Raw genomic sequence first — 13,226 nt, forward strand, 5'->3', positions numbered from 1 at the left:
GGTCAGAGGTTCGAATCCTCTATGGCTCACTCTTTAAAGCACCTTCATTATTGGAGGTGCTTTTTTATTGTTAAATTTACAACTTCATGTCGTTAAATCTTGAAAATTGCAAGCGTATACATTAATCTGAATCTATGTCAATGAAAGGAGAATATATCATGAATCAACGTATTGAAATAATTGGAGCACCTTCTACATTTGGTCAGAAAAAATTAGGTGTCAATTTAGGACCAGATGCAATTCGTTATGCTGGATTATTAGCGCGTCTTAAAAGAATGGGACATGATGTTATAGATAAAGGAAATATTGAAGTTCCAAATTTAGATGTTGAAAAGTTTCATTCTAATCAGGAAGGTTTAAGAAATTACAACGAAATCATAACTGTTTCTGAAAATCTTAGCAAAGCTGTATCTGAAACAGTTAAAAACGGAAACTTTCCACTAACATTAGGTGGAGATCATTCAATTGCTGTTGGTTCTATTTCAGGTATCAGTCAATACTACAATAATCTAGGTGTCATTTGGTATGACGCACATGGTGATTTAAATGTACCTGAAGAATCTCCTTCTGGTAATGTACATGGAATGCCTTTACGTATTTTAGCTGGTGATGGTCCAGAGGAATTAGTTCATTTAAATGGATTCACTCCTAAAGTCAAACCTGAAAATATCGTATTAATTGGTATGAGAGATTTAGACAAAGGTGAGAAGGAATACATAAAAGATAAAAATATTAAAACATTCACTATGGCTGACATAGATCGTTTCGGAATACAAGAAGTCATTGAAAGATCTCTGGAATACTTAAAATCAAGAAATATTGATGGGTTGCATTTTTCTCTAGATGTTGATGCGCTAGATCCTTCTGAAACACCAGGAACGGGTACTAGAGTATTAGGAGGCTTGAGTTATAGAGAAAGTCACTTTGCCTTAGAATTATTAAGTGAATCAAAACTGGTGACGTCAATGGATTTAGTTGAAGTTAATCCACTTATCGATCATTTAAATAGTACTGCTGAACAAGCGGTAGCATTATTAGGAACATTCTTTGGCGAAACATTATTATAGAAAGTAGATTAAAGCTTACATGATTTATAATTATGTAAGTTTTTTTCTATTTTAGTTATTGTTCATATGACACTATAAACAATGATTGGTATAATATTTAATATGGAAAAATATTACCCGGAGGAGATGTTATGGATTTTTCCAACTTTTTTCAAAATCTAAGTACATTAAAAATTATTACAAGTGTACTTGATTTACTGATCGTTTGGTACGTACTTTATCTTCTCATTACTGTATTTAAGGGAACTAAAGCGATTCAATTACTTAAAGGTATCGTAGTAATTGTTATCGGCCAACAAGTCAGTAAAATGCTTAATTTAACAGCAACCTCCAAATTGTTCGATATCGTTATTCAATGGGGAGTACTCGCATTAATAGTTATTTTCCAACCTGAAATTAGACGAGCATTGGAGCAATTAGGTAGAGGTAGCTTCTTAAAACGTTATACCAATACTTATAGTCGAGATGAAGAAAAATTAATTCAGGCTGTTTCTAAAGCCGTTCAATATATGGCCAAAAGGCGTATAGGTGCACTTATCGTTTTCGAAAAGGAAACAGGGCTTCAAGACTACATAGAAACTGGTATTCCTATGAATTCAGATATTTCTCAAGAATTATTGACTAATGTTTTTATTCCGAATACACCTTTACACGATGGTGCAATGATTATTCAAGGAACTAAAATTGCAGTCGCAGCAAGTTATTTACCTTTATCAGATAGTGTTAAAATTTCAAAAAGTTTGGGAACAAGACACAGAGCAGCAGTAGGGATTTCAGAAGTTTCTGATGCTTTTACAGTTGTTGTTTCAGAAGAAACAGGTGATGTATCGGTAACTTTTGATGGTAAATTACGTAGAGATATATCTAATGAAGTGTTTGAAGAATTACTTGCTGAACACTGGTTCGGTGCACACTTTCAAAAGAAAGGTGTGAATTAGTATGTTAGAAAGTAAGTGGGGATTAAGATTTGTAGCCTTAATTCTAGCCGTATTTTTCTTTTTATCAGTAAATAATGTATTTGGAAATGTATTTAATACTGATGACATATCCCAGAAATCTACTAAAACGATTCAAGATGTACCTGTAGATGTTATTTACAATAATAAAGATTTGCATGTTACAAAAGCACCTGATAGTGTAGATGTTAATTTATCGGGTCCTCAATCAAAGTTAATAAAAATTGAAAACCCTGAGGACCTCAAAGTTACAGTTGATTTATCAGATAAAAAAGCAGGAAGCTATCATAAAAAGTATCAGGTTAAAGGTATAGGTAATGATGTTAGTTATAGTGTGAAACCTAAAACAGCAAACGTTAACTTAGAGAAAAAAGTAACGAAAGAAATGCATGTACAACCTGATGTTAGCCAAAGTGATATCGATGATAATTATAAAGTCAGTAAGCAAAAGATTTCTCCTGAAACTGTCAAAGTTACTGGAGGGGAACAACAACTTAAGAAAATTGCTTATTTAAAAGCTACTTTTAAAAATTCTAGTAAAATCACTAAAGATACAAATGATGTAGCAGAAGTTAATGCTTTTGATAAGGAATTGAATAAGCTTAATGTTTCAATTAATCCAAATGAGGTTAATTTAAAAGTCTCAGTCGCTCCTTTTAGTAAAAAGGTAAAAGTACATACTAAAACGACTGGGAAGTTAGATAATGATAAAGAATTAGACAATGTTAAATTGAATGATAAAGAAGTTCAAATTTATGGTAGTAGAGATGATTTACAAAGCATCAATGAAATAACTGCTGAAGTTGATTTGGATGGCATTTCAGACTCAACTGAGAAAACAGTGAAATTTGATTTACCTAAGAATGTTACGAAAGTAGATCCTAAAGAAACGAAAGCTTATATTAATGTCAAATAATTGATAGATACAAAAGGAGAGTTTAAGAATGGGAAAATATTTTGGTACTGATGGCGTTCGAGGAATTGCCAACCAAGAGCTTACTCCAGAGTTAGCATTTAAGTTGGGAAGATATGGTGGCTATGTTTTAGCACATAATAAAGGAGAGAAACATCCTAAAGTCCTTGTAGGTAGAGATACACGTGTTTCTGGTGAAATGCTTGAATCTGCTTTAATTGCGGGCCTTATCTCAATAGGAGCTGAAGTCATGCGTTTAGGTATTATTTCTACACCTGGTGTGGCTTATCTCACTAAAGAAATGGAAGCAGCTTTAGGTGTGATGATTTCTGCTTCTCATAATCCTGTAGCTGATAATGGTATTAAATTCTTTGGTTCAGATGGTTTCAAATTATCTGATGATCAAGAAAACGAAATTGAAACTCTACTTGACCAAGATAATCCTGAATTACCTCGTCCTGTAGGTGAAGATATAGTACATTATTCTGATTATTTTGAAGGTGCTCAAAAATATCTAAGTTACTTAAAATCAACAGTTGATGTTAACTTTGAAGGGCTAAAAATTGCATTAGACGGTGCTAATGGATCAACGTCATCACTTGCACCATTTTTATTTGGCGATTTAGAAGCTGATACAGAAACAATTGGCTGTAGCCCAGATGGATATAATATTAATGAGCAATGTGGTTCTACGCATCCTGAGAAATTAGCTGAAAAGGTACTAGAAACAGAAAGTGACTTTGGTTTAGCATTTGATGGCGATGGCGATAGAATCATTGCTGTTGATGAAAAGGGTCAAATCGTCGATGGAGATCAAATTATGTTCATCATTGGTCAAGAGATGCATAAAAATCATGAATTAAATAACGATATGATTGTTTCAACAGTTATGAGTAATCTTGGTTTTTATAAAGCCTTGGAAAATGAAGGCATTCAATCCAATAAAACAAAAGTTGGAGATCGCTATGTTGTAGAAGAAATGAGAAGAGGTAACTACAATCTTGGCGGTGAACAGTCTGGTCATATTGTTTTAATGGATTATAATACAACTGGTGATGGTTTATTAACCGGTGTACAATTAGCTTCTGTTATTAAAATGAGCGGAAAATCACTAAGTGAATTAGCAGCTCAAATGAAGAAATATCCACAATCTCTCATTAATGTTAGAGTAACGGATAAATATCGCGTTGAAGAAAATATCCATGTTCAAGAAGTTATGACAAAAGTTGAAACAGCAATGAATGGTGAAGGAAGAATTTTAGTTCGACCTTCCGGTACAGAACCATTAGTAAGAGTCATGGTGGAGGCAGCTACAGATGAAGATGCCCAACGCTATGCTCAAGAAATCGCTGATGTCGTTAAAGAAAAAATGGGTTTAGATGAATAAAAGTTACCGATAAACTTTAAATCAAACATTACAAAACACCTCCGAAAGGTATTTCGATACATCTTTCGGAGGTGTTTATTGTGGATGAAGTAGAGTATAAATTGTATATTTTTAAACTCAAATTTTTATAAAGCTTCTAAAGCTTTAACAATTTCATCAGCAAGTTGATCATCAACTTTGGCGTAAGCTTTTAAGAATGCTTTAGCACCGTGTTCTTTAATATAAGTATTCTTCTCAACTGTCTCTTGATCAGCTTTATCATCATAAGCGAGAAGTAGTGCTGCTGTATTAACTAAGCCATCGCGTTCTAATCCTTTTTCATATAGGTATGTTAAAGGTTTAATAATACGATCTTTAGGGCCAATTTTACGTATCGTTCCTCGACCTACACGTGTCACTTCATCTGATAAATTTGGATTTTTAAAACGTTCGATAATTTTTTCTACATACTGTGCTTGTTCACTTTCAGAGAAATCAAATTGGTCTGTGATATATTGACTTGTTTCACTTAAAACTTGACGCAATCCAGCATTAATTTGATCATCTTCAACAGCATCTAAAACCGTAGCTTTATCACCATAATAGCCTGCATATGCTAAATATGCGTGTCCAGTATTAACAGTTAATAATTTTCTTTCAATGTAAGGTGTTAAGTCATCTACGTATTTGATGTGGTTTAATTCTTCTCCATACCATGCATCTTTTTCGATGACCCATTCGAAGAAAGGTTCTACCATAACATCTAATATATTGTCGTTCTTTTGTAATGGTACGATTCTGTCTACAGCTGAATTGGCGAAGTGAATGTTATCACTTAATGGGCCTGTAATGTCTAAAATCGCTTTTTTCAAAGTATCTGTCGCCATAATTGCATTTTCACAAGCTACAATGTTCACGTGATTTTTCTTTTCTTTTAAATAAGGTGCAAATGATTTAGCGATAATAGGTAAAATGTTGACGCCGACAGCTGTTGTAATTAAATCTGCTTCAAGAATCGCTTCTTTAAGTTCATCAGAAGGTTGGGCTGAATTAATTGCATCGACATTATTAACACGTGTCGTTGTTTTGGATTCATCAGCTAGGATAACATCATATTGATGCTCTTTATCTAAAGCATTAATGATTTCCTCGTTTACATCTGCGAAAGTCACTTTTACATTATTATCCGCTAAAATATATCCGATAAATCCCCGGCCGATATTTCCGGCTCCAAAATGGACTGCTTTCATTATGCGTCAGCCTCCTCGAAAACTTGTTTAATTTCTTCTGCTGATTTCGCGTTCACAATTCTATCGACATTTTCCTCTTCACTAAAAGTGATAGCAATTTTGGATAGTAAATCTAAATGTTCACCATCTTTACCTGCAATACCAACAACCACTTTAACTTCTTCGCCGTTCCAATCTACGCCTTCAGGAATTTGTAATAAGCTTAATCCTGAACGAATTACGTTACCTTTTGCTTCTTCTGTACCATGAGGGATTGCTAAGCCATTACCCATAAACGTAGATACTACATCTTCACGGTCTTTCATAGCTTGAATATAGTTCTGTGTCACTGCACCGCTGTCTACAAGTGCTTGTCCTGCTTTTTCAATTGCATCGTTTTGACTTGATGCAGATACATTTAAAAAGATATTTTCGTTACTAAATAATTCACTCATTTTTATACACTCCTATAATAATTGACTTTTAATATGATTTAATAAATTTCTTTTTAGTATAGTTTTAAATTCCTGTGGTTTTTGCATATATTCATCAATATCCTCTAAATGTGAACTTAGCTCCTCAGATAGGGCGCTAACAAATCGAGCTATTTTTTGATTATCAGGAATAAACATACTAATCATATAGTGAATTGAGCTTTCATCATTTTGATTGTGTTGAAATTGAATTGGCTTTTCCAAAATAGTAATGAGTATCATAGGTTTCTTAAACATATCATCTCTTAAATGTGGAATTGCCACTGGATACGGATTAAGTATCCAATTAGGATGCTGTTCATATTTCAATTGCAACAAATCAGCGAATGATTGATTCCGCTCAATAACATTTTCATTGAGTAAATAGTCTTCTAAATATTGTTTCCAATTATCTACTAATTTATAATCTATTTTCACTGAATCTAACACTTCTAAACCTACACGCATGTCTTCAATAATAGTATCGGGATTAACGAAGGAATGTGTGTCAGTATCTTCAGAAGTATGCGTTTCATTCGATTTTGTACTTAAAAAGGAAGAAACATAAGCGACTTCATGCTCAGGTAATAATGGGTTTACAACGAGAAACGGTACGTCGATATCTAAATTAACAGTTGAAATAATTCCATCGTAAGCAGTTAAATCTAAAAGATTTAAATCACTCACAGAAGCTTGAGTAATTCTTTCAATTTCATTAAAAGCTTGTTCTAAACGGGTTGATAACAAACGACTTGTGCCTATACCACTACTACATACGACCAAGATGTTTAAGAAGCGATTGCCTTGATTCTTAATCGAACCACCAAAGTGAAGTACAATAAAGGCGATTTCGCTTTCAGGGAAGATTAAGTCTGGCCAAACCATGTGCAAGGCTTTATGAATATTTTCAAAAAGTCGAGGATATTTAAATTTAATCATTTCAGTTAAAGGATTATACGTTTCGATGTTTGATTTTAAACGATTAATTGCAGGATTAATATGCAGACTCAATCCCTCAACTAAATTGTCTTCATCATCAAAATGTTGTCCTGAAATGTGTTCTACCGTTTTTACAAATTGAAGAATCTTAGAATCATTACTTTCATCCTCTGAAGAGGCGTCTTTCGATACCTTTCGCTTTGCCCCACGCAAGTGAATCGTAATGAATGTGATTTCAGCTTGATTGAATGTGATATCATACATCTCTTCAAGTCGTTGAGCGATTTCTGTTGCAACTTTATGTTCAAGTGTATGTTTCACTGTTTCATAAATATCTTCATTAAGAGAAACATATTCGCCATTTTTCATGCGAGTGATACTTAAGACAATATGCACTGTTAGTGTTAAATAACTAGATTCAGTTAATGAATAGGGGAGTTCACCCAAATAATCCATGAGTATACGTTCGATCTTAAATATTCTGTCTAAATCTACTAAAGATTGTTGAGAATGATTTAATGACTGATATACGAAATGATTTTCAATCACTGAGTAGACGCTTGTACTATTCAAGTTATTTACCATGAGTTGGCTTAAGAACTCTCTTTTCTTCGATTCTGGACCGTTAAGATAAACACCTTCGCCACGCTTTCTAGATAGAGAAAGTTGATAAGAAGATAATTCAATTTCTAAATCATCCAATAATTTGGTTAACGTTTGAATAGAAACGCCTATTTCATGTGCCAAACTAAATTGTTTGATTGCGTGTTTGGACTGAATTAATGCATATAAGATGATAACTTTCTGCTCTTCAACTGATAAATCTAAAGTTTGTTGCTTTTTAACTTCTTCTTTTAAACCTTTAATATTAGCTTCTGTTCCTGCTAAGCGAATACCTTTTTTATTTGCACGTTCTAATTCAATAGAAAATGAATTGAGATATTTCTCGACATGTTTTAATTCTCTGTGAATTGTACGAGAGGACACCGCTAGTTGTTGAGCGATGTCGTATATAGTGACATATTGACCGTGATACTTGATTAATATATCAATAATATCTTTTTCACGTGTACTCAATAACATGGCGGTGTCCTCCATTTTCTTATATTTAAATTAGTCTTCTTTTTTCAAATTATTTAAAAGTTCTTCATATCTAGGTGAATTTAAGAAATTATCTACTGAAATATGAATGGCGTTAGGTACTTGTTTGATGGCACGGTCTGTCAATGTCTTTTGAGTAATAACAAGTTGTGCATCGTTAGGTAATTGGTTAATAGCTGTATTAGTTACATTTACATCTGTAATGCCAGCTTTCTTAAATTTATTACGTAACATACTTGCACCCATTGCACTTGAACCCATACCCGCATCGCATGCGAATATAACATGATTCACACCACTGTAGTCATGGGCATCTACATCCTCAGTATTATAGTTATCTAATAACTGTTCTGAGTCGTCTTCGCTTTCACTTGAGCTTGCTTGACTAGCTGTAGCGGCTGTTGCTCCTGTAGCACCAGCAGTTTGTTTAGATGTTTCAGTGCTTTCTTTGTCTGAAGCGGTTAATTTAGAAGACACATTCGATTTTTTACCTTTAGTAGCTTCCATTTGAGCAGTTGCAGCTTCTAAATCTTGTTTAGGTTCTTTCGTAAATTTCATGATTAATGCTGCGACTATAAATGATACGAGCGTTGCAAGAAATACACCAAGTAACATGTGTAGGAATTCGCCTTTAGGTGCGTTTAAACAATACACAATAAATGATCCTGGTGACGCTGGACTTCTAAAACCGAATCCAGTAGCTTGGTATGTTGCAACACCAGTCATGCCACCTAAGATAACGGCTAAGAATAGTAAAGGACGCATTAATACATATGGGAAGTAAATTTCATGAATCCCACCTAAGAAGTGGATAATACCTGCACCATATGACGTTGCTTTTGCAGTTCCTTTTCCGAAAATCATATACGCTAATAAAATACCTAAACCTGGTCCAGGGTTTGATTCAATCGTGAATAAAATAGATTGACCTGCGTGCGCTGCTTGGTCAGAACCAAGTGGTGTAAATACACCGTGGTTAATAGCGTTATTTAAGAATAATATTTTAGCGGGTTCAACAATAATACTTACGATTGGTAACATATGAAGGTGAACTAAGAATTCAACTGCAACTGATAGAATATGCATGATGAATTTCATAATTGGCGCTAAAATTTCAAAGCCAAGTATTGTCATGATGAAACCTAAAATACCAGCTGAGAAGTTATTAAATAACATTTCAAAACCTTGTGGCGTTCTAGGTTGAACAAACTGGTCGACTTTTTTCATTAACCAACCTACGAGAGGTCCCATAATCATAGCACCAAGTAACATTGGCGTATCTGGTAATGCTACAATGACCCCCATCGTCGCTGTAGCTGCAATAATACCACCACGTAAACCGTGGATTAAACGTCCACCACTAAATGCAATAAGTAGTGGAATTAAATACGTAATCATTGGCCCTGCTAATTGAGCTAAGTCTTTATTAGGGAACCAACCATTTTTTATAAAGATTGCGGCGATAAAGCCCCATGCAATAAATGCACCAATATTTGGCATAATCATACTACTTAAGAATGATCCAAATGCTTGAACTTTTCGTCCTAATCCTTTTTTCTCTTGAGTTTGTGACATCTCTACACCTCTTTTTAATTAGTATGTGTCTAAATTTAGTTTAAAGCCTTGGGTTACATTCACTCAATATAAACAAAATTTAAGTTTGTCATGTCATTTGTGACATATTAAATCTAACTATTGAAGATATTTAAAAGATGAATTAGTTTTTGTTTTAATTTCATTTCAATGGTTAAAAGAATAACTTTTTTAAATTGTTTCGAGAAACATTGTGAAATCATTTGCAAAATAAAACAACGACAGTGTACAATAATGATTAATGGAAAGGAGGAAAGAAAGGTAATAAATAATTATAGCGCCTGTGCAAAATGACTAAGTGATCATCGACGATTAAAAGTTAATTAGGAGAACTTTTATAGAGGATGATTTAGCTTTTGTAGACGAGGAGGATAGTGATCGAATAGATCGGCGGATGCTATCCCGGATGTGGCTCATTCGTTAGCTTATTAAGTAAAACACCAGGGTAACTTGGTGGACAAAGTTAATAAGATCGCCAAATATAATAAATACTTAGGGGAGCGTAGAGTAGCGTGTTTAAATTTGAATATCACACGCTTATTTCTTGATGTATTCAACACGACATCGTATATGATAGAAGATTATCAATCTAAATTAAGATAATGAATCATATTGCTCACGTTATCCCTCATTTTGGAGGAAATAAATTATGTGTGGAATTGTTGGTTACATTGGTTACGATAATGCCAAGGAATTACTATTAAAAGGTTTAGAAAAATTAGAATATCGTGGTTACGATTCAGCTGGTATTGCTGTAGTCAATGATCAAGGTACGAAAGTATTTAAAGAAAAAGGTAGAATTGCTGAATTACGTAAAGTTGCAGATAGCAGTGAAGAAGACGGAACAGTAGGTATTGGTCACACACGTTGGGCGACACATGGCGTACCTAACTATGAGAATTCTCACCCTCATCAATCTACTTCAGGTCGATTCACACTCGTACATAATGGTGTAATTGAAAATTATGAAGAGTTAAAAGCTGAATACTTATCAGATGTAACATTTTTATCTGAAACAGACACGGAAGTCATTGTTCAACTTATTGAGCGCTTTTCAAATGAAGGACTTTCAACAGAAGAAGCATTTACTAAAGTAGTGAAATTATTACATGGTTCATATGCTTTAGGCTTATTAGATGAAGAAGATAAAGACACTATTTATGTAGCTAAGAATAAATCACCATTGTTAATTGGTGTCGGTGAAGGTTTCAACGTTATTGCTTCAGATGCTTTAGCGATGTTACAAGCAACAAATCAATATAAAGAAATTCATGACCATGAAATTGTTATTGTTAAACGTGATGATGTCATCATTAAAGATATCGATGGTCAAGTACAAGATCGTGAATCTTACACTGCTGAAATCGATGCTTCAGATGCTGAAAAGGGTGTATACGATCACTACATGTTAAAAGAAATTCATGAGCAACCTGCAGTAATGCGTCGAATCATTCAAGAATATCAAGATGAAGAAGGTAACTTGAAAATTGATCAAGACATCATTAAAAATGTTGCCGATGCTGACAGAATCTATATTATCGCAGCAGGTACAAGCTATCATGCTGGTTTAGTTGGTAAAGAATTCCTAGAAAAGTGGGCTGGCGTGCCAACTGAAGTACATGTAGCATCAGAATTTGTGTACAATATGCCTTTATTATCTGAAAAGCCTTTATTCATCTATATTTCACAATCAGGTGAAACAGCAGATAGTCGTGCCGTATTAGTTGAAACTAAAAAATTAGGTCATAAATCATTAACAATTACAAATGTTGCTGGCTCAACATTATCTCGTGAAGCGGACCATACATTATTACTACATGCAGGTCCTGAAATTGCGGTTGCATCAACAAAGGCTTATACAGCACAAATTGCAGTTTTATCAATTCTTTCACAAATCGTTGCTAAAAATCACGGACGTGAAGCGGATATTGACTTATTAAGAGAATTAGCTAAAGTCACAACTGCTATCGAAACAGTTGTTGATGATGCACCTATTATGGAAGAAATTGCTACTGATTTCTTAGAAACAACACGCAATGCGTTCTTTATCGGACGTACAATTGACTACAATGTAAGTCAAGAGGGTGCGCTTAAACTTAAAGAGATTTCATACATTCAAGCTGAAGGCTTTGCCGGTGGTGAATTGAAGCACGGTACAATCGCACTTATTGAAAATGGTACACCAGTCATCGGCTTGGCAACTCAAGAGAACGTTAACTTATCTATTCGAGGAAATATTAAAGAAGTAGTCGCACGTGGTGCACATCCATGTATTATTTCTATGGAAGGCTTAGATAAAGATGGAGATACGTATGTTATCCCTCACGTTCATGAATTATTGACACCATTAGTTTCTGTAGTAACAATGCAATTAATCTCATATTATGCGGCGTTACACAGAGATTTAGACGTAGACAAACCACGTAACCTAGCTAAATCAGTTACAGTTGAGTAAGCGTAGCTATCGCTATAGTAAATGCCGACAAAGAGTATTCTTTGTCGGTATTTTTTGTTTGAGTCTTATAATAGAACTTTTGAAAATATAAAAAATATCTTACAATATTTCTATTTTAAAGTGATGAAGAACAATTTTTACTCCTGTGGTTGAAATAAATAGGTATTTTCTAAAAACTAAGTCGTTGCACTTTATCTTAAACAGTGCCACAATTTATTCAAGTAGAAATTGTAACGAGTGAAGGAACATATGAAAAACGTTAAAGCAATATTCTTAGACATGGATGGAACAATCCTACATGAGAACAACAAAGCATCTAATTATACTAAAGAGGTCATCGACGAATTACGAGATAAAGGGTATAAAGTCTTTTTAGCGACTGGACGTTCATATTCAGAAATTCATCAATTAGTACCCGAAGGATTTAAAGTTGATGGAATTATTAGTTCTAATGGTACGACAGGTGAAATTGACAATCGTAATTTATTTAAACATAGCATGTCTTTAGAACAAGTTAAAAATATAGTTGAATTAGCTGAGCAACAAAATATTTATTATGAAGTATTTCCTTTTGGGGCACAGCGTATTGTTCTAAATAGAGATGAACAGTGGATGCGTGAAATGATTTCTAGTGAGGCGCCACCGAATCATGTAAGTCAAAGTGAGTGGTCATCTAGACGAGATGCCATGAGAGATAAGATAGATTGGCGCGACGAATTGCCTAATTTAGATTATTCTAAGATTTACTTATTCAATCCTAATTTAGATAAAATAACTATATTTAGAGACGAATTGATTCAAAATAAAGTGAAACTAAGTATTAGTGTATCTAATTCATCTCGTTATAATGCAGAAACAATGGCTTATAATACAGATAAAGGTACTGGCATTAAAGAAATGATAGAGCACTTTGGGATTAAACAAGAAGAAACGCTAGTTATCGGCGATAGTGATAATGATAGAGCAATGTTTGAATTCGGTCATTACACAGTGGCTATGAAAAATGCAAGACAAGAAATTAAAGACATCACAGATGATGTCACTGTAGAAACAAACGAGGAAGATGGCGCAGCCAAATATTTAAAAACGCATTTATTAGATAAATAATTGAAACTTAGATCATTTAAAATATAT

10 protein-coding genes are annotated in these 13,226 nt (G+C 33.9%); 6 read left to right on the forward strand and 4 right to left on the reverse strand.

Annotated elements, in window-relative coordinates; translation table 11 throughout:
• Nucleotides 1-158 precede the first annotated feature (158 nt).
• From rocF to glmM, 4 genes are all read left to right on the forward strand, one after another.
• On the forward strand, nucleotides 159-1,067 hold the full coding sequence (rocF, locus tag HMPREF3264_RS05610; RefSeq protein WP_070872366.1) for an arginase: 909 nt from the start codon (nucleotides 159-161) through the stop codon (nucleotides 1,065-1,067).
• A gap of 131 nt (nucleotides 1,068-1,198) precedes the next feature.
• On the forward strand, nucleotides 1,199-2,005 hold the full coding sequence (cdaA, locus tag HMPREF3264_RS05615) for a diadenylate cyclase CdaA (protein ID WP_002445639.1): 807 nt from the start codon (nucleotides 1,199-1,201) through the stop codon (nucleotides 2,003-2,005).
• A 1-nt stretch (nucleotide 2,006) separates the two neighbouring features.
• Nucleotides 2,007-2,939: a CdaR family protein gene (locus HMPREF3264_RS05620; RefSeq protein WP_070829981.1), complete on the forward strand. Its 933-nt coding sequence runs from the start codon at nucleotides 2,007-2,009 to the stop codon at nucleotides 2,937-2,939.
• Nucleotides 2,940-2,967: 28 nt separating this feature from the next.
• Nucleotides 2,968-4,323, forward strand: coding sequence for a phosphoglucosamine mutase (gene glmM, locus HMPREF3264_RS05625; protein ID WP_002445637.1), 1,356 nt, complete (start codon nucleotides 2,968-2,970; stop codon nucleotides 4,321-4,323).
• A gap of 125 nt (nucleotides 4,324-4,448) precedes the next feature.
• On the opposite strand, the gene HMPREF3264_RS05630 is transcribed toward glmM, so the two are convergent.
• The 4 genes from HMPREF3264_RS05630 to HMPREF3264_RS05645 are packed head-to-tail and all read right to left on the reverse strand — an operon-like array spanning nucleotide 4,449 to nucleotide 9,619.
• Entirely contained in the window at nucleotides 4,449-5,552 is a 1,104-nt protein-coding gene (locus HMPREF3264_RS05630) for a mannitol-1-phosphate 5-dehydrogenase (RefSeq protein WP_002445636.1), read from the reverse strand.
• Complete coding sequence (locus HMPREF3264_RS05635; protein WP_002445634.1) at nucleotides 5,552-5,986, reverse strand: PTS mannitol transporter subunit IIA; 435 nt, start codon at nucleotides 5,984-5,986, stop codon at nucleotides 5,552-5,554. Before HMPREF3264_RS05635 ends, HMPREF3264_RS05630 begins: the two co-directional genes overlap by 1 nt.
• A 12-nt stretch (nucleotides 5,987-5,998) precedes the next feature.
• A complete protein-coding gene (locus HMPREF3264_RS05640; protein WP_070872368.1) occupies nucleotides 5,999-8,026 on the reverse strand; it encodes a BglG family transcription antiterminator in 2,028 nt (675 codons plus the stop codon).
• 30 nt (nucleotides 8,027-8,056) lie between these two features.
• Nucleotides 8,057-9,619: a PTS mannitol transporter subunit IIBC gene (locus tag HMPREF3264_RS05645; protein ID WP_070872371.1), complete on the reverse strand. Its 1,563-nt coding sequence runs from the start codon at nucleotides 9,617-9,619 to the stop codon at nucleotides 8,057-8,059.
• A 667-nt stretch (nucleotides 9,620-10,286) separates the two neighbouring features.
• Between HMPREF3264_RS05645 and glmS the strand changes: the two genes are divergently transcribed.
• Together glmS and HMPREF3264_RS05655 are read left to right on the forward strand one after the other, a co-directional pair.
• Nucleotides 10,287-12,092, forward strand: coding sequence for a glutamine--fructose-6-phosphate transaminase (isomerizing) (gene glmS / locus HMPREF3264_RS05650; protein WP_070872374.1), 1,806 nt, complete (start codon nucleotides 10,287-10,289; stop codon nucleotides 12,090-12,092).
• Between the two features lie 249 nt (nucleotides 12,093-12,341).
• Nucleotides 12,342-13,199: an HAD family hydrolase gene (locus tag HMPREF3264_RS05655; RefSeq protein WP_070872376.1), complete on the forward strand. Its 858-nt coding sequence runs from the start codon at nucleotides 12,342-12,344 to the stop codon at nucleotides 13,197-13,199.
• Nucleotides 13,200-13,226 lie beyond the last annotated feature (27 nt).

Origin of the sequence: Staphylococcus sp. HMSC62A08 (genome assembly GCF_001839105.1) — a bacterium.
Lineage (GTDB): Bacteria > Bacillota > Bacilli > Staphylococcales > Staphylococcaceae > Staphylococcus > Staphylococcus caprae.

Coding starts and splice junctions, on each gene's coding strand:
- rocF (WP_070872366.1), top strand. CDS start 159: ATGAATCAACGTATTGAAATAATTGGAGCACCTTCTACATTTGGTCAG.
- cdaA (WP_002445639.1), top strand. CDS start 1,199: ATGGATTTTTCCAACTTTTTTCAAAATCTAAGTACATTAAAAATTATT.
- HMPREF3264_RS05620 (WP_070829981.1), top strand. CDS start 2,007: ATGTTAGAAAGTAAGTGGGGATTAAGATTTGTAGCCTTAATTCTAGCC.
- glmM (WP_002445637.1), top strand. CDS start 2,968: ATGGGAAAATATTTTGGTACTGATGGCGTTCGAGGAATTGCCAACCAA.
- HMPREF3264_RS05630 (WP_002445636.1), bottom strand. CDS start 5,552: ATGAAAGCAGTCCATTTTGGAGCCGGAAATATCGGCCGGGGATTTATC.
- HMPREF3264_RS05635 (WP_002445634.1), bottom strand. CDS start 5,986: ATGAGTGAATTATTTAGTAACGAAAATATCTTTTTAAATGTATCTGCA.
- HMPREF3264_RS05640 (WP_070872368.1), bottom strand. CDS start 8,026: ATGTTATTGAGTACACGTGAAAAAGATATTATTGATATATTAATCAAG.
- HMPREF3264_RS05645 (WP_070872371.1), bottom strand. CDS start 9,619: ATGTCACAAACTCAAGAGAAAAAAGGATTAGGACGAAAAGTTCAAGCA.
- glmS (WP_070872374.1), top strand. CDS start 10,287: ATGTGTGGAATTGTTGGTTACATTGGTTACGATAATGCCAAGGAATTA.
- HMPREF3264_RS05655 (WP_070872376.1), top strand. CDS start 12,342: ATGAAAAACGTTAAAGCAATATTCTTAGACATGGATGGAACAATCCTA.